Origin of the sequence: Streptomyces sp. HNM0574 (genome assembly GCF_012726235.1) — a bacterium.
Taxonomy (GTDB): Bacteria; Actinomycetota; Actinomycetes; order Streptomycetales; family Streptomycetaceae; genus Streptomyces.
In genome coordinates this window covers 55,999-74,228 of sequence record NZ_JAASAH010000016.1, presented here as the reverse complement: position 1 = coordinate 74,228, position 18,230 = coordinate 55,999, and the positions used below count along the sequence as shown (strand labels likewise).

The 18,230-nt window shown below is 73.7% G+C and carries 16 protein-coding genes and 1 other RNA gene; 7 read left to right on the top strand and 10 right to left on the bottom strand.

All coding sequences use genetic code 11. The annotated features are described in order from the left end of the window. Positions 1–8 precede the first annotated feature (8 nt). Positions 9–248 carry a hypothetical protein gene (locus tag HCC30_RS23360; protein WP_169444718.1) on the bottom strand — a complete coding sequence of 80 codons (240 nt, stop codon included), beginning with the start codon at positions 246–248 and terminating at the stop codon, positions 9–11. 52 nt (positions 249–300) lie between these two features. On the opposite strand from HCC30_RS23360, the gene map reads away from it, so the two are divergent. Then, positions 301–1,158 (top strand): type I methionyl aminopeptidase, encoded by an 858-nt coding sequence (gene map, locus HCC30_RS23355; RefSeq protein ID WP_169444717.1) that lies wholly within the window; start codon positions 301–303, stop codon positions 1,156–1,158. A 178-nt stretch (positions 1,159–1,336) separates the two neighbouring features. Continuing rightward, positions 1,337–2,332, top strand: coding sequence for a hypothetical protein (locus HCC30_RS23350; RefSeq protein WP_240979832.1), 996 nt, complete (start codon positions 1,337–1,339; stop codon positions 2,330–2,332). Between the two features lie 88 nt (positions 2,333–2,420). Here HCC30_RS23350 and HCC30_RS23345 read toward each other — a convergent pair whose 3' ends face one another. The 5 genes from HCC30_RS23345 to HCC30_RS23325 all read right to left on the bottom strand — a co-directional run bounded on the left by HCC30_RS23345 (position 2,421) and on the right by HCC30_RS23325 (position 8,840). Then, positions 2,421–3,236: a bifunctional DNA primase/polymerase gene (locus HCC30_RS23345; protein WP_169444716.1), complete on the bottom strand. Its 816-nt coding sequence runs from the start codon at positions 3,234–3,236 to the stop codon at positions 2,421–2,423. Between the two features lie 272 nt (positions 3,237–3,508). After that, positions 3,509–4,534 carry a small ribosomal subunit Rsm22 family protein gene (locus tag HCC30_RS23340; protein ID WP_346776771.1) on the bottom strand — a complete coding sequence of 342 codons (1,026 nt, stop codon included), beginning with the start codon at positions 4,532–4,534 and terminating at the stop codon, positions 3,509–3,511. A gap of 79 nt (positions 4,535–4,613) precedes the next feature. Then, the gene (locus tag HCC30_RS23335; protein ID WP_169444784.1) at positions 4,614–5,699 is read right to left on the bottom strand and encodes a serine hydrolase domain-containing protein; all 1,086 of its coding nucleotides are present in this window, start codon (positions 5,697–5,699) and stop codon (positions 4,614–4,616) included. After that, complete coding sequence (locus HCC30_RS23330) at positions 5,699–7,099, bottom strand: Bcr/CflA family efflux MFS transporter (protein WP_169444715.1); 1,401 nt, start codon at positions 7,097–7,099, stop codon at positions 5,699–5,701. Before HCC30_RS23330 ends, HCC30_RS23335 begins: the two co-directional genes overlap by 1 nt. 109 nt (positions 7,100–7,208) lie before the next feature. Beyond that, positions 7,209–8,840: an alkaline phosphatase D family protein gene (locus HCC30_RS23325; protein WP_169444714.1), complete on the bottom strand. Its 1,632-nt coding sequence runs from the start codon at positions 8,838–8,840 to the stop codon at positions 7,209–7,211. Between the two features lie 133 nt (positions 8,841–8,973). Between HCC30_RS23325 and HCC30_RS23320 the strand changes: the two genes are divergently transcribed. Both HCC30_RS23320 and HCC30_RS23315 read left to right on the top strand, forming a co-directional pair. After that, positions 8,974–9,807, top strand: a complete 834-nt coding sequence (locus HCC30_RS23320) for an SDR family oxidoreductase (RefSeq protein WP_240979838.1) — start codon at positions 8,974–8,976, stop codon at positions 9,805–9,807. A gap of 172 nt (positions 9,808–9,979) precedes the next feature. Then, positions 9,980–11,161 (top strand): lactate 2-monooxygenase, encoded by a 1,182-nt coding sequence (locus tag HCC30_RS23315; protein ID WP_169444712.1) that lies wholly within the window; start codon positions 9,980–9,982, stop codon positions 11,159–11,161. An 86-nt stretch (positions 11,162–11,247) separates the two neighbouring features. Here the strand turns inward: HCC30_RS23315 and HCC30_RS23310 are convergent, their stop codons facing one another. From HCC30_RS23310 to rnpB, 3 genes are all read right to left on the bottom strand, one after another. Further along, complete coding sequence (locus tag HCC30_RS23310; protein ID WP_169444711.1) at positions 11,248–11,457, bottom strand: hypothetical protein; 210 nt, start codon at positions 11,455–11,457, stop codon at positions 11,248–11,250. 2 nt (positions 11,458–11,459) lie between these two features. Continuing rightward, a complete protein-coding gene (locus HCC30_RS23305) occupies positions 11,460–11,855 on the bottom strand; it encodes a hypothetical protein (RefSeq protein WP_169444710.1) in 396 nt (131 codons plus the stop codon). Between the two features lie 231 nt (positions 11,856–12,086). Next, an RNA gene (gene rnpB / locus HCC30_RS23300) (RNase P RNA component class A) lies at positions 12,087–12,490 on the bottom strand. Positions 12,491–12,869: 379 nt separating this feature from the next. On the opposite strand from rnpB, the gene HCC30_RS23295 reads away from it, so the two are divergent. Continuing rightward, the gene (locus tag HCC30_RS23295) at positions 12,870–15,611 is read left to right on the top strand and encodes a M48 family metalloprotease (RefSeq protein ID WP_169444709.1); all 2,742 of its coding nucleotides are present in this window, start codon (positions 12,870–12,872) and stop codon (positions 15,609–15,611) included. A gap of 7 nt (positions 15,612–15,618) precedes the next feature. Here HCC30_RS23295 and HCC30_RS23290 read toward each other — a convergent pair whose 3' ends face one another. After that, entirely contained in the window at positions 15,619–15,873 is a 255-nt protein-coding gene (locus HCC30_RS23290) for a MazG-like family protein (RefSeq protein WP_346776770.1), read from the bottom strand. 456 nt (positions 15,874–16,329) lie between these two features. Between HCC30_RS23290 and HCC30_RS23285 the strand changes: the two genes are divergently transcribed. Then, positions 16,330–16,533 (top strand): hypothetical protein, encoded by a 204-nt coding sequence (locus HCC30_RS23285; RefSeq protein ID WP_169444707.1) that lies wholly within the window; start codon positions 16,330–16,332, stop codon positions 16,531–16,533. A 123-nt stretch (positions 16,534–16,656) separates the two neighbouring features. Continuing rightward, positions 16,657–18,222: an FAD-binding oxidoreductase gene (locus tag HCC30_RS23280; RefSeq protein WP_169444706.1), complete on the top strand. Its 1,566-nt coding sequence runs from the start codon at positions 16,657–16,659 to the stop codon at positions 18,220–18,222. Positions 18,223–18,230: the final 8 nt, after the last annotated feature.

Genomic DNA, 18,230 nt, shown 5'->3' with positions numbered 1-18,230 from the left:
GGCCCGGGTCAGTTCTCGCCGCGGGCTCCGTCGGAGCCGTCGGTGGAGTCGGTCCAGCGGGCGTCGTTCTCCCACTGGAGGTTGCGCTCGCGGGCCGTCTCCATCGCGTGCTCCGCCTCGTCCCGCGTCGCATAGGGGCCGAAGCGGTCCTTGGCCGGGCACTCCGGGCCCTCCTCGACCTGTCGATGGTGCAGGCAGTAGTACCACTCGCCGGGCTTGGCGGCCGTCTTGCGCTTGAACAGAGCCATACCGTCATGCTCCCGCACAGGCCCGGCGGCGACCACAGTTAGACTCGCGCACATGTCTGGCCAGTCTTCGCTCGTCCCCGGCACCGTCTCCCCGATGCGTGGTGTCCCCGCTTCCATTCCGCGTCCCGAGTACGTCGGCAAGGACGCGCCGACCCCGTACACCGGACCCGAGGTCCAGGACGCCGAGACCGTCGAGAAGATGCGGATCGCGGGCGGGATCGCGGCGCGGGCCATGGAGGAGGCCGCCCGGTACATCGAACCGGGTGTGACGACCGACAAGCTGGACGAGATCGCGCACACGTACATGTGCGACCACGGCGCGTACCCGTCGACGCTCGGGTACCGCAAGTTCCCGAAGTCGCTGTGCACCTCGGTGAACGAGGTCATCTGCCACGGCATCCCCGACTCGACGGTGCTGCGCGACGGCGACATCGTGAACCTCGACGTGACGGCGTACATCGGCGGCGTGCACGGCGACAACAACGCGACGTACCTGTGCGGCGACGTCGACGAGGAGTCCAGGCTCCTGGTGGAGCGCACCCGCGAGTCGCTGAACCGCGCGATCAAGGCCGTGCGTCCTGGCCGCCAGATCAACATCATCGGCCGCGTGATCGAGTCCTACGCGAAGCGCTTCGGCTACGGCGTCGTGCGGGACTTCACGGGGCACGGCATCAACACCTCGTTCCACTCCGGCCTGATCGTCCCGCACTACGACGACGAGCGCGCCACCACGGTGATCAAGCCCGGCATGACCTTCACCATCGAGCCGATGCTGACGCTCGGCACGCACGAGTGGGACATGTGGGAGGACGGCTGGACGGTCGTCACCAAGGACCGGCGCCGCACGGCCCAGTTCGAGCACACCCTGGTGGTCACCGAGACCGGCACGGAGATCCTCACGCTTCCCTGACAACCTCCGCACGGCACACACCGCTTGACGCCGACCGGCACCCGCCGGGCCGGCGTCGGGCGGCAGTTGTGCACGGGGGTGTCGCCCGGGGGCGGTAGGGTGCGGTGCTGCGAAGGCAGCGGGCGGCGACGAACGGTGCCGGAGGCTGATGACGGTGGGCCGGCGGGGAGGTCTTGGGATGACGGCGCGACGGGCGCGAGACGTACGAGGCGTGCGGCGGCTGGTCGCGGCGACGGCGGGCGGCGTGGCGCTGACCACCGTGCTGTCGGGCTGTGTCACCGTCCACGGCGAGCAGGCGATCGTGCCCGCGGTCTCCAAGAAGGAGGCCCGCGAGACGCTGGACAGCTTCGTGAAGACCAACAACGAGGCGAACACGAAGCTCGACCCCAAGCTCAACTCGACCATCGAGACCGGTGTTCTGGGCGCCATCGACCAGGCCACGCTCAAGGGCACGAAGAAGATCGGGACGCCGGGCGAGTACGACAAGCTCCACCTGAGCGACACCCGCTTCCTCATCCCCAAGCAGGCCGGCTGGCCGAAGTTCTTCGTCGCCGACTCGGCCACCAACCGTGAGGGCAACGACCGCTGGCTCTTCGTCTTCGAGCGGAACAGCTCGAAGGAGGACTGGAAGGCGTCCTACCTCTCGGTGCTGGGCCCGGACGAGATCCCCAACTTCGCGACCGACAAGGACGGTTACGTGAAGCCGGTGCCGACGGGCAGCCGGTCCGGTCTCGCCGTCGCGCCCGACAAGCTCAGCAAGACCTACACGCGGTTCCTCAAGGACGGCGGCGACGAGTTCGCGCCCGGGCCGCACACCAGCGGCTGGCGGCAGCAGCGGGAGGCCGTCGCCTCCAACGAGCGGATGCGCACCGAGTACATCGATCTGCCCGCGCTGCCCCCGCAGTTCGCGCCGTTCGGGCTGGAGACGGACGACGGCGGTGCACTGGTGTTCTTCGGCTCGCAGCACCACGTCAAGCAGACCGTTGCCGCGGGGTACACGCCGCAGGTGAAGAACAAGCTGGCGAAGGCGCTGATGGAGGGGAAGCCGAAACAGTCCGTGACGCATGTACGGATGTCGCAGCAGGCGGTCACGGTGCCGCCCGCCGACGAGTCGGGCGCCAAGGTCACCTTCCTCAACCGCATCACGGGGCTGACGTCGGTCAAGGGGAGCTGAACTCCCGCTGTGCGCCCGGCACTTCGCCGGGTGCGGCGCCGTCGTGGCCGTTCGCGCAGTTCCCCGCACCCCTTGTCGGGGCGCGTCCTCAGGAGGACCAGAAGGTCCAGGCCGTCGCCTCGGATTCCTCGCCCGCGTGCGTGGCGCACGCGTCGGTGAGGGCCTCCAGGAGGGTCAGCGGCTCGGGCAGCGGAGCGCGCTCCCCCGCGCCGGACTCCGCCTTCCGCTCCTCGTCCACCGGCTCGGGTGGCCGGATCCAGCGGACGACGGAACGTTCTCCCTCGCCGGGCAGCACCGAGGGCGGCAGCAGGACGTAGCTCCCCCGGCAGTGCCAGCGCAGGCCCGGATGCGCGTCCAAGGTCTCGGGGTGGCAGTCGAGTTCACAGGGCCACCACTCCTCCTCGTCGTCCGGAGTGCGGGTGGCGGTGAAGAAGAGCATCCGGTCGCCGCCGGAGAGGGCGACGGGGCCGAGGGCGACGCCCTCGTCCTCCAGGCGTTTCAGCGCGGTCCATCCGGCGGCGGCGGGGACGTCGAGGACGTCGTGCCGGCGGCCGGTCGCGGTGACGAAGTTCGCCTCGGGCTGGCTGCGGGCCCAGCGTTCGATCTGCGCGGGGTCCGTGGTGGCCTGGGTCTGCCAGGCGAAGGAGACGGGATGGCGTCCGGGCGTCGGACAGCCGATGCGGACGCAGGAGCAGCCGTATCCGGAGGGGTGCGCCGCGGGGGCGAGCGGGAAGCCGGCGCGGGCCGCGGCGAGCAGGAGTGCTTCTCTGGCCTGTGCGGCCTCGGCGTCGGCCGCGGCCGACCGGCCGCGTCCCCATGCTGCCGCGCGGAGAATCCCTCCGGGCTGCCGGACCCGGGGTGAACGTCCACGCACCCACTGGGCGAACCTGCTCACGCGTTCCATCTACCGCCTCACTCCGCGACCGGTATCCGTGGACCTACGAGGGTACGCAGTGGAAGGCACGCTCAGGAAAGAATCCACGGAACACCGATGACTGTCCTCTATCCTGCGCCCCCGCCACCACCGCCTCCGCCACCGGGGGCCGGATACCCGCCCTCCGGTGGCCGTGTGTGGTCCAGCGTTTCCGGCATGTCCCCGTATGCCGCCCGCGTCTGTTGCTCTCCTCACAGCGGGCACGGGGCCGCCCGCCGCCGGGGTCACCCGCGCGGGTGTCCTCACCCGGGGGGCCAGGCGTCGCCCCAATCGGTGTTCCGTGCCGCCTTGTAGTCGGCGCCGTGCCGCTTGGTGACGGTGGTGCGGCGCAGTTCCTCGTCCGCGGTGCACAGGTCGAGCAGCACCTGCCCCTTGCGGAGCACCGGCCTGCGCACGACGCGGGAGGCGGCGGGTGTGCCGGGGACCAGCTCGGGCCGTACGGCCGCCACGTACGCGAACTTCTCGTCCTCGTACGCCAGCGAGCCGCCCTTCACCTGGCGGTGCAGCGAGGAGCGCGGGACGCGGGCCGCGAAGTGGCACCAGTCCTCGCCGGGCACGATGGGGCACTGACCGCTGTGCGGGCAGGGCGCGAGCACCCGCAGCCCGGCGGCGGTGAGCGTCTCGCGGGCCTCGCGGATGCGCAGGTAGCCGTCCGGGGTGCCGGGTTCGACGATCACCACGGCGCGGCCGGCGCCGGCGGCGGAGTCGGTCACCGCGCGGCGGTCCTCGGGCTCCAGCTCGCCGAGGACGTAGGAGACGGTGACGAGGTCGGCCGCGGGCAGCGGTTCGCCGGAGGAGCGGAGCGAGCGGCGGCGCCACTCGGCGGCGCGCAGCGCGGGGGACCCGGAGGAGGCGGCGAGTTCGCGCCCGAGGTCGAGGGCCGGGGCCGCCCAGTCCAGGACGGTGGTGGCGCGCGTGACTCCGCCCTCGGGCGCCGCGTCGTCCCAGGTGGCGGCGGTGGCCCAGGTGGCCGCGCCGGTTCCGCCGCCGACGTCGACGTGATCGGCGGGCGCCCAGCCGTCCAGCCGGTCGGCGAGGGCGCCGAGCGCGGCGGAGACGGCGGCGAAGGTGGCGGGCATCCGGTAGGCGGCGTACGCGACGACGTCGGCACGGTCCCGGAGCACGGGGGCCTCGGTGGGGGTCTTCCCCCGGTAGTTGGCGATGAGCCGCTCGACGGCCGCGGTCGCCTTGCGCGGCGGGAGCCCGTCGAGGAGCTGGGCGAGGGCCGTCCGCAGCTGGCCGTCGATGACGTCGTGCACGTCGTTCACTGATGAGCGCCCGGGAGTGAGGATGAACAGGGGGAAGAGTCCATCGTAGTCGGGGCCGGCGGGGCGCCGTCCGGGCCGGTCAGCGGGCGGCGCGGGCCAGCAGCGTGGCCAGGGCCGCGCGCGGGGCGCTGTCGGGCGGGCGCCGTACGGGGTGGACGGTGTTGGCCAGGAGCACCAGGAAGGCGCCCGTGGCGGGGTCGAGGACCAGGCTCGTCCCGGTGAAGCCGGTGTGCCCGGCGGCGGTGGCGCCCAGTTCGCCCATGAACCACGGCCTGCCCGTGGTGAAGCCGGTGCCGGGCGGGTCCAGGAGCTGCCGTACCGAGGCGGGGGTGAGGATGCCGGCGCCGTCGTCGAGGAGGGCGCGGCAGAGGAGGGTGAGGTCGAAGGCGGTGGAGAACAGTCCCGCGTGCCCGGCGACGCCGCCGAGGGCCCAGGCGTTCTCGTCGTGCACGGTGCCGCGCAGCAGGCCGCGGTCGGCCTTGGCCCAGGGGCGGCGCTGGTCCTCGGTGGCGGCGGCGCGTTCGGCGGGGACGGGCCCGTACCGGGTGTCGTCCATCCCGAGCGGGGCGGTGATCCCCTCGCGGACGAGGGTGTCCAGGCCGGTGCCGGTGGCGCGTTCGAGGACCTGCTGGAGGGCGATCGGCCCGAGGTCGGAGTAGCGCTCGACGGGCGGTCCCGGCTCGGCCGCCCAGAGCGGGGCGAGCGGGTCCTCGGGGTGCGCGTGGAGCGGGAGTTCGGGCGGGAGTCCCGAGGTGTGGGTGAGCAGCTGCCGCAGGGTGAGGCGCTCCTTGCCTGCGGCGCCGAACTCGGGGACGTGACGGGCGGCCGGGTCGTCGAGGCGGAGGGTACCGCGCTCGGTCTGCTGGAGGACCGCGACGGCGGTGAAGAGCTTGGTCAGCGAGGCCAGGTCGAAGAGGGTGCCGGGGGCGGCGGGCACCTGCTCGGCGCGGGGCAGCAGGACGCCGCGGCCCGCCTCGGGGTCGTAGGCGCGGTAGCGCAGCGCGTACCCGGTGGCGTGCTCGACGGCGAGGTGCGGGCCGCGGCCCGCCGCGACGACGGCGCCCGCGCACCAGCCGCGCTCCGGCAGCGCGTCCGTCTCCGCGACCAGGGCTGCCAGTTCCGGGGCGCGCAGGCCGGCCCGTTCCGGCGGGCGGGTGCGGGGCATCAGGCCGCGCCGCCGGTCCTGGCCGCGTTCTGCCACGGCCGGCACAGGCCCAGGAACGCGGCCCCGGCGAGCACCAGCGCGGACAGCTGCACCACGGCCATCGGCACGGCCGTCTTCTCCCCCGCGATGCCGACGAGCGGGGAGGCGAGGGCGCCGACGAGGAACTGTCCGGTGCCCAGCAGCGCGGAGGCCGAGCCGGCGGCGTGCCGGGCGCGCAGCAGGCCCTGGGAGTTGGCGTTCGGCATGACCAGGCCCATGCCGGCCATCAGCACGCCGAGCCCGATGGCGACGGGCAGCAGTCCGGCCCGGCCGAAGACGCCGGTGGTCATCAGCAGCAGGGCGAGCGCGGCGGTGCCGGTGAGGCACAGGCCGAAACCGAGCACCCGGTCGAGCGGCACCCGGCCGACGAGGATCTTGCCGTTGATCTGGCCGAAGAGGATCAGCCCGATGGAGTTGACCATGAACAGCAGGCTGAAGGTCTGCGGGCTGCCGCCGTAGATCTCCTGCACGACGAACGGCGAGGCGGAGACGTACGCGAAGAGCGCGGCGAAGGCGAGGCTGCCGGCGAGGAGATAGCCGGTGAAGGCCCGGTCGGCGAAGAGGCCGCGCATGGTGCGCAGGGCGTCGGGGACGCCGCCCCGGTGCCGGTTCTCGGGCGGCAGCGTCTCGGGCAGCCAGCGCAGGGCGATCAGCGTGAGGGCGATGCCGATGCCGGTGAGGACGAGGAAGATGCCGCGCCAGTCGGTGAACCGGAGCACCTGGCCGCCGAGCACCGGGGCGAGGATCGGCGCGACGCCGGAGATCAGCATCAGGGTGGAGAAGAAGCGGGCCATGGCCAGCCCGTCGAACATGTCCCGGACGACGGCGCGCGCGATGACGATGCCGGCGGCCCCGGCGAGGCCCTGCACGAGCCGGACGGCGGTGAGCGTCCCGGCCGTGGGCGCGAGGGCGCAGGCCGCGCTGGCCAGGACGTAGACGAGCATGCCGATGAGCAGCGGGCGGCGGCGGCCGAACTGGTCGCTCATCGGGCCGACCACCAGCTGTCCGAGGGCGAGGCCCAACAGGCAGGCGGTCAGGGTGAGTTGGACGCCGGCCGCCGAGGTGCCCATGGCGCTGCCGACGTCGGGCAGCGCGGGGAGGTACATGTCCATCGACAGCGGCGGGAGGGCCGTGAGGCTGCCGAGGACGAGGGTGATGACGAGTCCGGCGCGACGGCGGCCGGTGGGCGGCGCTTCGCCGCTCCGCTCCTGGGCGCCGTCACCGCTCCGTTCCGGGACGCCGCGCTGCTCCGGGACACCGGGCGGGTGCGGTGCCCCGGAGACTTCGGGGTCTCGCAGGCCGCCGCGGGGGTCGCGGGCGCGCTCGGCGGCGGCCGGGGGTATGGAGCCGGGGTCGGTCATGCACCTCTCCAGGAGATTGTTTACGGCGACGACATTCTCCCAGGGTTTCCGGCCCCGGCCCAGCCGTTTACCCGCCACGCTCCGGCGGCCGCGCGCGCCGGCGCTCGGGTCAGGCGGGCTTCAGCCCCGGGTCACCGGCGGCGGAGACGAAGGAGGCGGCCGTGGTGAGCCGTCCGCCGGGCGCGGTGATGACGTCCACCGTGCGGTAGTCGGCGCGTACCCGCTCGCGGTCGAGGGTGACGACGACGTAGCCGCGGCGGCCGTTGTAGAACTTCATGTGCGGGTTGGCCTCCAGGTACGTCGCCCAGTTGTCGGGCTTGTCGGCGCCGTCGCCGCCGCTCGCGACGGAGGTGGTGACGAGTTCGACGCCGAGGGTGCGGGAGTTCTCGTCGTCGAAGTCCTCCTTGATGTTGAGCGCGTAGTGCACGTGCACGTCGCCGGTCAGCACCAGGAGGTTCTTCACGCCCGCCTGCACCGCGCCGTCGAGGAAGCGCTGCCGGGCGGCCGGGTAGCCGTCCCAGGCGTCCATGGAGACGGGGAAGGGCCCGGTGGTGCGCTCGTGCCGGCGGGAGACGACGACCTGCTGCGGAACGATGTTCCACACCGCCGTCGACTGCTTCCAGCCGTCGGTCAGCCAGCGCTCCTGCTCGGCGCCGAGCATCGAGCGGGCCGGGTCGGTGGTGGTGCTGTCCGGCACCTTCCAGCCGTCGCCCTGCGCCTGGTCGTCGCGGTGCTGGCGGCCGTCGAGGATGTCGAACTGCGCCAGGTCGCCGAACTGGAGCCTGCGGTGCAGCCGCAGGTCCGGGCCCTCGGGCCGCTGCGGCGGGCGGAGCGGCAGGTTCTCGTAGTAGGCGCGGTAGGCGGCGGCGCGGCGGACGAGGAAGTCCTCGGCCGGGGAGCCCTCCTGGGGGACGTCGTCGGCGTAGTTGTTCTGCACCTCGTGGTCGTCCCAGGTGACGATCCAGGGGTGCGCCGCGTGCGCGGCCTGGAGGTCCGGGTCGGAGTGGTAGAGCGCGTACCGCAGGCGGTAGTCCTCCAGGGTCTCCGTCTCCTTGTTGAACCGGGCCGGGAGGCCGAGTTCGGGGTCGCGCCGGTCGCCGCCCTGCGCGTCGACCGCGTACTCGTACAGGTAGTCCCCGAGGTGGAGGACGACGTCGAGGTCCTCCTCGGCGGCCAGGTGCTTGTGCGCGGTGAAGTAGCCGTCGTGGTACGCCTGGCAGGAGGCGAACGCGAAGCGCAGGGAGGCGAGTTCGGCGCCGGCGGCCGGTGCGGTCCTGGTCCGCCCGACGGTGGAGGTCCACTCGCCCGCGCGGAAGCGGTACCAGTAGCGGGTGGCGGGCTCCAGCCCCTCGGGCACGACGTGCACGGAGTGGTGGAACTCGGGGTGGGCCGTGGCCTCGCCCCGCGCGACGACCCGGCGGAAGTCCTTGTCGGTGGCCAGTTCCCAGCGCACGGGCACGGGTTCGGCGGCGAGCCCGCTGTCCGGCTCGTACGGCTCGGGGGCGAGGCGCGTCCACAGCACGACGGAGTCGGGCAGCGGGTCGCCGGAGGCGACGCCCAGGGTGAACGGGTCCTTGTCGATCTTCTGCGGGGAGAGGACGGACGCGGCCCGCGCCGTGTCCGGGAGGTTCGTGCCGAGGGCGAGGGCGATCACGGCCCCCGTCCCGGTGAGCATGCGCCGTCGTCCCAAGTGCCGGGCAGCGGCACGGAGTTCGTGGTCTGCGCTCAGTGACTGCGTCATACCCGGGAGTGCACAGGGCGAGGAGGGCGAGGGACTGTCACGTACGCGTCACAGGCATGACGATCCGGTGGCCGTCCTCCGGCGCCGGGGCGTCCCGTACCCTGCGCGCATGACGACGGATGCCAACGAGCCGATGAACAGCGCAGCCCCCGGCGACACCGCCCCAGAGGACCGGGCGCCGGTCGCCCTGGTGACGGGCGCGGGTTCCGGCATCGGGCGCGCGGTGGCGAGGGAACTGGCCCGCGGGGGCTGGACGGTGGTGCTCGCCGGACGGCGCCGCGAGGCGCTGGCGGAGACCGCGGCCCTGGTGGCGGAGGACGGACGGGGAGCGGGTGACGGGGAGAGCGGCGACGGGCACGTCACGGGCGGCACGACCGACACCGTACCGGCCGACGTCACCGATCCCGGTTCCGTCCACGCCCTGTTCACCGAGGTGCGGGAGCGGCACGGGCGGCTGGACCTGCTGTTCAACAACGCGGGCCGGTTCAGCGCCTCCGTCCCCCTGGAGGAGCTCACCTTCGAGGAGTGGCGGGCCACCGTCGACGTCAACCTCAACGGCGCCTTCCTGTGCGCGCAGTCCGCCTTCCGGCTGATGAAGGAGCAGCGGCCGCAGGGCGGGCGGATCGTCAACAACGGCTCCATCTCGGCGCACGTGCCCCGCCCCCAGTCGGCCGCGTACACCGCGACCAAGCACGCCATGACGGGGCTGACCAAGTCCCTCTCCCTCGACGGCCGCCCGTACCGCATCGCCTGCGGCCAGATCGACGTGGGCAACGCGGCCACCGAGCTCACCGCCCGCATGCGCGAGGGCATCCCGCAGGCCGACGGCAGCGTCCGGGCCGAGCCGATGATGGACGCGGCCGACGTCGCCCGCACCGTCCGGCACATGGCCGAACTGCCGCTGGACGCCAACGTGCAGTTCGCGACGGTGATGGCCACGACGATGCCGTACATCGGCCGGGGCTGACCGCGCCTGGGGGCCGGGGCCGCACCCGCGCGGTCCCGGACTCTCGGCTTCGGGCGATGAACTCACGTGCCGGGTATGGCCGTTGGGCCGGTGTCCGCAGCAGACTCGTTCCCGATCACCAGACCGGCAAGGGACGCCGGGGCGCCCCCGCCGTCCGCGAAGGGAATCGACGATGAGCGAGGCGGGCCGCCCGGGCTTCGGCAACTACCAGAACGAGATCTACCTCGACGGCCTGGGCGGCCGGGTACCGCCCTTCACCACGGACCTCACCGCACTCGGCGCCTCGGCCCGCGACCACCTCGGCCCCGGCGCCTTCGGCTACGTCGCCGGTTCCGCGGGCTCGGGCGCCACCCACCGCGCCAACCGCGAGGCCTTCGACCGCCACCGGCTCGTGCCCCGCATGCTCACCGGCGCCTCCGCGCGCGACCTCAACACCACCGTGCTCGGCACGGCCATGCCCGCGCCGGTGGCGCTCGCGCCCGTCGGCGTCCAGTCGATCATCCACCCGGACGGGGAACTCGCCACCGCCCGCGCCGCCGCCTCGCTCGGCGTCCCGACGGTGCTCTCGACGGCCGCCTCGCACACGCTTGAGGAGGTCGCCGAGGCGGCGGGGCCCGAGGCACCGCGCTGGTTCCAGCTGTACTGGCCGCAGGACGACGAGGTGTGCGCCAGCATCCTGCGCCGGGCGCGCGAGGCGGGCTTCACCACCCTCGTCGTCACCCTCGACACCTGGACCCTGGCCTGGCGCCCGCGCGACCTCGACCAGTCCTACCTGCCCTTCCTGCGCGGCATCGGCACGGCCGTCCCGTTCTCCGACCCGGCCTTCCGCGCGGGCCTGGCCAAGCCGCCGGAGGAGGACCCCGACGCGGCGGTGCTGCGCTGGGTGTCGATGTTCACCGGCGCCGACCGCACCTGGGACCGGCTGCCGTTCCTCCGCGAGCACTGGGACGGGCCGATCGCCCTCAAGGGCATCCTCCACCCGGACGACGCCCGCCGTGCCGTGGACGCCGGGGTCGACGGCGTCGTCGTCTCCAACCACGGGGGCCGCCAGGTCGACGGGGCCGTCGCCGCGCTGGACGCCCTGCCCGACGTGGTCCGCGCCGTCGGCGACAGCGTCGAGATCCTCTTCGACTCCGGCATCCGCACCGGCTCCGACGTCCTCAAGGCCCTCGCCCTCGGCGCCCGCGCCGTCCTCCTCGGCCGCCCCTACGCCTACGGGCTCGCGCACGGCGGCGAGGACGGCGTACGCCACGTCCTGCGCAGCCTCCTCGCCGACCTCGACCTGACCCTCGGCCTCTCCGGCCACCGCACCCCGGCCGACCTCACCCCGGACTCGCTGCACCGCACGGCGTGAGGGGCGGCAGGTAGTACCACGCGGAAAAGGCCCCGGTGCTCCGTTGTCACGGAGTACCGGGGCCTTTCCGTACCGCCGGAGTCAGCTCATTCCGCCGGGCTTTCCGGAGTGCGTGATCTGCGCACCGCGACGATTCCCTGAATCGCCCAGAGCGCCGCGACGCCCAACAGGGCCACCGTGTAGCCGAGATCCTCGGTACCGGTCCACACGGCGAGCAGCGCGAAAAGCCCTGCCATCAGAAAACTGAACCCGTAATGCGGCCGCCCACGCTCTTTTCCGGAATCCCCGGAGGTCATTTTTACGAGCACCCCCAGACCGAAACGACCACGCCGAGAATGGTGACGCCGAGCGGCCCCGTACCGATGAATCCGAGCCCGGAGACGCCGAGGCTCGCCGCGCACTTCCGCGCCTGGTCCTGCTGCTTGGGCGTCATCTTGGGGCCACCGACGAACCGGTAGTTCTTGCCCTTGTACGAGACGCATCCGACCGAGGGCGAGCAGTAACTTCCCGCGGGCCACGGCTTGTAGGCGCGCTTCCCGCACCCGTCGCCCGGGTAACAGACCTTGGACTTCTTCACCTTCACGCACTTCTTGGGTGCGCAGACCTTCTTCGTCGTCGCCGCCTGCGCCGGGCTCGCCTGAGCCGCGGTCAGGAACATCGCGAGAACGAGAGCCAGTGCGGCGAGAGACCGCATGCCGACATACCTGCTGATTGCGAACGTTCGCATGATTCCCCGTAGCTTCTGCATATGTGCACAACTCGGAGGTCAGGCCGAGTTGTCGGGCCACCGAAAGCGGCCTGGTCAGAAGAAATACTTTCACCCGCCACAGACAGGTGTCAACGACAGCGGCAGCGACTTCGGACGCACAACCGCCGGGCGCACAGGGGCCGTTGGGATACGGCGGCGAGGGGGAACTGGAGGCGGTGGACGAGTCGGCCTGTACGCCGGGTTCTGTCTCCCTCGGCCTTGCGGCGCTCGGGGAGGCGGCCATCCATCTAGGGCAGGCGTTGCCACCTGCCTCGTGCGGTCCACCCGCGAACTCGGGCGAGCAGCCCTCTGGCATTCGCGCAGAGCCGCGGTTGCCCACGGCCCCTCTTGACCTTGCTCCGGATGGGGTTTACCGAGCCGCTCAGGTCACCCTGAGCGCTGGTGGTCTCTTACACCACCGTTTCACCCTTACCGGGAGCCTTGCGGCCCCGGCGGTCTGTTTTCTGTGGCACTGTCCCGCGGGTCACCCCGGGTGGGCGTTACCCACCATCCTGCTCTGTGGAGCCCGGACGTTCCTCGGCGGGATCCGAGGATCCCGACGCGGCCGCCCGGCCGGCTCGTCCACCGTGCCGCACAGTCTACCCGCGGTGATCGCCCCCTCCGACCCCGTCCCGCCGCCACCGTCCCGCCGCCCGCACCCGCCGCCCCTCCCGCCCGCGGGCGCGGCGGCGGCGGGATGCGCCGTGCGCGGGGCGCCCCCGCCGTTTCGGTCCTATGCTCGTGGCGACGTACCGGGATCGGCCAACCGGCCCTCGGGGCAAGGGAGTTGCTCGTGATCTTCGGGGTGGTCGACGGGGCCCCCGGGGCCTTCGCGGCCCTCGGAACGCCCGGACGGGGACGGGGCCGCGGCGCACGGTGCGGGTCCCGGCCGTGAGGGGGCTGCGGAGGGTCCGGGAGGCGTCGGGGACGGGCTCGCGGTTCGCGCTGCTGACACTCCTCGTGATCGCCGCGACACCCTCGATGCTGGAACCGGTGATCGCCTCGCTCCCCGGGACGCCGGACGAGCCCGGCAGCGTGCTGGACTGCATGCTCGCCGACGGGCTCGACCCCACCGCGACCGACCGCGAGAACCTGCTCGCCGGCCTCGACTCGACCGAGGCCCTGGACGCCTGCGTCGCCGCCCAGCCCGCCTCGTACCTGGGGGCGCTGGGCACACTGGCGGTGCTGCTCGTCGCGGGGCTCGGGTACTGGTGGCTGCCGAGGCTGCGGGAGTGGCGGGGCGCGCCGGTCCCGGTCGGCGCGGTGGACGGCGACGGGACACTGCGGGCCGAGCTCGACGCGCTGCGCGAGCGGGCCGGCGTCCGCGCCTCCGTGACCTTCCGGGTCGACCCGGCCCGTACCGACTTCGGCGCCTGTGCCTACGGGCGTACGGGCGACTACACCGTGTGCCTGTACGCGGGGCTGCTGGCCCGGCGGCGCACCGATCCCGCCCGCTTCCGCTCCGTCGTCCTGCACGAGCTGGCGCACGTACGGCACCGGGACGTCGACCACGCCTACGCCGCCACCGCGCTGTGGCGGGTCTTCGTGCTGCTCGCCCTGGTGCCGAACCTGACCGGCTGGACGGCGCTGCTCCTCCTCCGGTCGGACTCGCCGTGGGCCGAGTCCTCCTCGAACCTGTCCCGGGTGCTCTTCGGGCTCCTGCTGGCCGCGCTGGTCCACCTGGCCCGTGCCGACCTGCTGCGGCAGCGGGAGCTGCACGCCGATGTGCAGGCCGTCAAGTGGGGTGCCGACCCGGCGAGTTGGCAGCTCGCCGGGGACGACGGGGCGGGCGGCGGGCTCAGGGCGCTGCCGCGCCGGGCCGCCGCGCAGCTGCGGACGCACCCGGGGTGGGAGGAGCGGCGGCGGGTGCTCGCCGAGCCGGAACGGCTCTTCCGGGTCGGCACCCGCGCGATGTTCCTGACCGGCGCCTCGGCCTCGCTGCTGTACGGGGCGGCCTCGGAGTTCGGCTCGGCGGTGCGGCTCCCGGCGCAGGCCGCCCTCGGGGTGATGGCCGTGGTGCTCGCCGTCGTCCTGGCCTACGCCTTCGGGCTGCGGGTGCTGCGGTCGGTACGCGCGCCACTGACGGCGACCGGATCCGCCGCGTTCGCCGGACTGGGCCTGGGCGCGGGGCTGTTGGTGGGCGAGTTCGTCAGCAGCGGGCGGTACCGGGTCGACTTCCTGCCCGAGCGGCCGCTGTACCTGCTGGCGTTCCTGCCCGTCGCCGCCGTCCCCGCGATGTGGTGGAGCCAGTCGCTCCGGCTGGCCCTCGGTCTGCCGCGGGCCTGGCTGCGCCGGGCTGCGGCGGCAGTGTGCGCGCTGGTCACCGCGGCGGCGCTGTGGGCCGGGCTCGCGTGGTGGCGCGGGGAGGGCGAGTTCGACGCGCTGGGGCTCGGCGAGCCCGCCGGCGAGGAGATCCGCCGGGTGATCCCGGGCGACTGGCAGCAGTACGCGCCCGACCTGTCGGCCATGACGGCCGGGATGCCCGCGCTGATGCCGCTGGGCAACGCGCTCGCGCCGACCCTCGTCGCGCTCCTGATGTGGCTGGTCCCGCTGGCCCTGCTGCTCCTCCAACGCCCGTACGGGGGCGCGCGGTTGCGGCGGACACTGGGTGCGGGGCTCGCGGGCGGGGCGCTCGCCTGCGCGGGGCTCGCCCTGGCCGCGGCGCTGACGCACCCGCGTCAGCCGTCCGTACCGGCCGAGCGGACCGGCCCGTTCCTCTTCGTGCACGCCTGGTGGATGACCGTCACGGTGATGGCCGCCTGCCTGCTGACCTCGGCCCTCGTCGCCGCCCGCTCCCGCCGCCACGCGATGCCACGGGCGCTGGTCGCCGCACAGACCACCCAGCTGTGCGCGTACGCGGCGCTCCTGCTCCTGTACGCCACGGACGGCTGCCTCCCGCCGCTCGCCGTCGTCTCCGAGGTCTGCGCCGTCAACCCGCTGTTCGGGCTGCGCGCGGTCGACCAGATCCTGTCCCTCACCCTCGGCAAGGCGGTCGTCGGGGCGGCCTGCGCGGCCCTGCTGGGGGCGGGGCTGGGGCGGGCGGTGCGCCGGCTGCGGCGGGGCGGGCGGGGCCGGGTGCGGCGTCGGGTCTCCGCAACGCGGCTGCCGGGTCGGGGAGTCCGGGTGGCCGTGCTGCTGGTGCTCGGGGTGCCGGGGCTGGTCGTCACGGGGGCGGGGATCGCGGGGCACAGCGCCGCCTCGGCCGGGGCTTCGGCCCCGTCGGCGCGGCCCGAACCGACGCCCGGCGGCGGGGGCGGGAGCCGGGAACTCCAGCTGGCCGGCTGGCTGAAGAGCGGCGGCCTCCGGGTCGCGGAGCGGATCGAGGCCGCGGTGGACGAGCTGAGCGCCGAGAGCGCGCGGGCCGCCGAGCAGCCGCCGAAGGCGAACGGCAAGGTCTCGCTCGACACCGACGTCTTCCACCGCCTCTGCGGCACCCTCCGGGCCAGGACCGAGGAGGCACGCGCGTACTTCCCCGTGCCCGACCCGGCGCTGCGCGCGTCCTGGGCGTCGGCGCTCGGCAGCACCCTGCACGGCGCCGAGCAGTGCCGGCGGATGCTGAAGCCGCCCGAGGACGGGCCCCGGCTCACCCAGCGGCAGCGCGAGCAGCGCTTCTCCCGCGCCCTCGGCGAGATCCACGCCGGAACGGACCGGCTCTCCCGCACCCTCTCGGCCATCACGGAGCGTGCGGGGTACCGGCACTGAGTCCCGCTCAACGGCCGTCGGCGGGCGGGGAGTCGAGGCCGCGGGCCACGACGTCCGCGAGGTGCTGCTCGAAGACCGCGCGGGGGTTGTCCGGGGCGATGCGCTGCAGGGCGACCATGCCGGTGACGATGACGTCGCAGATCTCCCCCTCGACGTCGCCCCAGGAGTGGCTGTGCCCCTTGCGCGGGTTCAGCCCCAGGGCCCCGATCACGGCCTCGGCGACCTCACCCGCCTCCTCCTGGATCTTCAGCACCTGCAGCATCCACCGCTGCTCCGGCGGAAGTTCACTGCGCGCATCCAATTCCCCGGCCAGCCCGCTGACCACTTCCCACGTATCCATGAGCCCCCCGCAACAGACGCCTCCCCGAACCCTTCCCCTCCAAGGGGCGCGGGGAACGGCGCCCTCCTGGGGGCGCGGGGAACGGCGCGATCTTGGGGGCGCGGGGAACTGCGCGAACGGCCACGGCGTACGGGGTGATCCGGTGACGGCATGGAGCACCCCGCGCCGGGGTGGGCCGGCGCTGCGCTTGCCAGCCCTGCGCCTCGGCGCAGACCTCCCAAGCGGGGTCACCCCGAGAAGCGGAGCGCGCCCGAAAAGGGGCGCGGGGAACTGCGCAAACCCCGAGCCACGACGGCCCCGCACCCCGCGACGCACCGGAACCGCAGGGCCGCCCGGCCGGAGATGCCGCACTCCGCGGCCCGAGGCACGCTGGAAGGCATGACGCCTCCAATCGTCGTGCACCCTCCGTCGGCGGACGGGGGACGCCAGGTGACCGCCCACTCGCAGCTCCTCGGGCTGGCGCACAGCCGGGAGGACGTCGCGGAGTTCCTGCGGGACGTCGGGCTCCCGCCCGAGCGCGTCCAGCTGGACGACCCCGACCTGATCGAGTGGCGCGGCGGCGGACCGGACATCTGGCACTGACGGAGTCAACTCTCGGTAAACCCCTGGCCGTCGGGGCAACCCGCACGGTGATCACCTCGTCATCCCCCGCGCCGGGCCGAGTGTGTGCGGCCCGGAACGACCATGGGGAAAGGGACATCGGGGATGGCGCAGGCAGTACAGCCGCCACGGAACACCAAGGGACGGACCTGGGGGCGACGGACGTTGTTCCGCGTCGGAGCGGGCGTCGCCGCAGGCGCGGGCACCGCTGCGGCGGCGGGCGCGGGCCGGCAGGCGATGGGCTCCGACTCGCCCTGGGACGCGCTGGCGGCAGGGCTCGACGGGCAGTTGCTGCGCCCGCAGGACGCCGACTACGACGCGGCCCGCACCCTGTTCAACCCGCGCTTCGACGGCGCCCGCCCGGCCGGCGTCGCCTACTGCGCGGGCCCGCAGGACGTGCGGGAGTGCCTGTCGTTCGCGCGGCGGCACTCCATACCGGTGGCGATCCGCAGCGGCGGCCACAGCTACGCGGGCTGGTCGACCGGCAAGGGCCTGGTCGTCGACGTGCAGCGGATGGACGCGGTACGGCCGTCCGGCGACACCGCGGAGATCGGCGCCGGCGCCAAGCTCATCGACGTGTACGACCGTCTGACGACCAAGGGCCGTACGCTGCCCGCCGGTTCGTGCCCCACGGTGGGCGTCTCGGGCCTGGCACTGGGCGGCGGCGTCGGCGTCGTGGCCAGGGCGTACGGGCTGACCTCGGACAGCATCACCGGCGCGAGTGTCGTCACCGCCGACGGCAGGCTCCGGGAGGTGGACGCCGAGCGTGACCCCGAGCTGTTCTGGGCGCTGCGCGGCGCGGGGAACGCCAACTTCGGCGTGGTCACCTCGCTCCGCTTCCGCACCAGCCCGGCACCGGACTGCGTGACGTTCTTCCTGAGCTGGCCGTGGTCGCGCGCGGCCGACGTGCTGCGCGAGTGGCAGCGGTGGGCGCCCGCCACGGACGACGAGATCTGGGCGAACCTGCACCTCTCCGCGCCCGCGGGCGGCCGCCCGGGCAAAGTCACCGTCGGCGGGCTGTCGTTGGGCACCCGCGGGGACATCGCAAACCAGCTGGACCGCTTCGCCGACCGGGTGGGCACCCCGGCCACGGGCCTGTCGGTGAAGGACCACACGTTCATGGACGCGATGAAGGTGATGGGCGGGGTGTCCGGCTGGTCCACGGCCCAGGCGCACCAGCGGGGTTCGCTGCCCGGCCGTACCGCCCAGGGCAAGGTGGCGCGCGAATCCTACGCGGCACGCTCGGACTTCTACACGAAGGCGATCCCGGCCCCCGGCATCCGGACGCTGATCTCCCGCGTCGAGCGGCTGGCGAAGCTGACGAAGGGCGGCGCGGGCAGCGTCGCCCTGGACGCGCTGGGCGGTGCGGTGAACCGGGTGGCGCCGGAGAAGACCGCGTTCGTGCACCGGGACGCGCTGTTCCTGGCGCAGTACATCGTCTCCTGGCCGGACGGGGCCGCCTCCTCGCTGGTCTCCGGCCACCGCGCCTGGCTGGACGGGACGCACGAGGCGATGCGCCCGTGGGCGAGCGGCCGCGCGTACCAGAACTACACGGACCCGTCGCTGCGGAACTGGCGCTCCGCGTACTACGGCGCGAACGCGGGACGGCTGGCGAAGGTCAAGCGGACCTACGACCCGGACCGGCTGTTCTCCTTCCCGCAGGCGGTCTGAGGCGGGAG

Excerpts from the sequence above, each read along its gene's own strand:
- HCC30_RS23360 (WP_169444718.1), bottom strand. The coding sequence starts at position 248 with ATGGCTCTGTTCAAGCGCAAGACGGCCGCCAAGCCCGGCGAGTGGTAC.
- HCC30_RS23315 (WP_169444712.1), top strand. The coding sequence starts at position 9,980 with ATGAGCGAGGCGGGCCGCCCGGGCTTCGGCAACTACCAGAACGAGATC.
- HCC30_RS23290 (WP_346776770.1), bottom strand. The coding sequence starts at position 15,873 with ATGCTGCAGGTGCTGAAGATCCAGGAGGAGGCGGGTGAGGTCGCCGAG.
- HCC30_RS23305 (WP_169444710.1), bottom strand. The coding sequence starts at position 11,855 with ATGCGGTCTCTCGCCGCACTGGCTCTCGTTCTCGCGATGTTCCTGACC.
- HCC30_RS23320 (WP_240979838.1), top strand. The coding sequence starts at position 8,974 with ATGAACAGCGCAGCCCCCGGCGACACCGCCCCAGAGGACCGGGCGCCG.
- HCC30_RS23280 (WP_169444706.1), top strand. The coding sequence starts at position 16,657 with ATGGCGCAGGCAGTACAGCCGCCACGGAACACCAAGGGACGGACCTGG.
- HCC30_RS23285 (WP_169444707.1), top strand. The coding sequence starts at position 16,330 with ATGACGCCTCCAATCGTCGTGCACCCTCCGTCGGCGGACGGGGGACGC.
- map (WP_169444717.1), top strand. The coding sequence starts at position 301 with ATGTCTGGCCAGTCTTCGCTCGTCCCCGGCACCGTCTCCCCGATGCGT.
- HCC30_RS23335 (WP_169444784.1), bottom strand. The coding sequence starts at position 5,699 with ATGCCCCGCACCCGCCCGCCGGAACGGGCCGGCCTGCGCGCCCCGGAA.
- HCC30_RS23350 (WP_240979832.1), top strand. The coding sequence starts at position 1,337 with ATGACGGCGCGACGGGCGCGAGACGTACGAGGCGTGCGGCGGCTGGTC.
- HCC30_RS23310 (WP_169444711.1), bottom strand. The coding sequence starts at position 11,457 with ATGACCTCCGGGGATTCCGGAAAAGAGCGTGGGCGGCCGCATTACGGG.
- HCC30_RS23325 (WP_169444714.1), bottom strand. The coding sequence starts at position 8,840 with ATGACGCAGTCACTGAGCGCAGACCACGAACTCCGTGCCGCTGCCCGG.
- HCC30_RS23330 (WP_169444715.1), bottom strand. The coding sequence starts at position 7,099 with ATGACCGACCCCGGCTCCATACCCCCGGCCGCCGCCGAGCGCGCCCGC.
- HCC30_RS23345 (WP_169444716.1), bottom strand. The coding sequence starts at position 3,236 with ATGGAACGCGTGAGCAGGTTCGCCCAGTGGGTGCGTGGACGTTCACCC.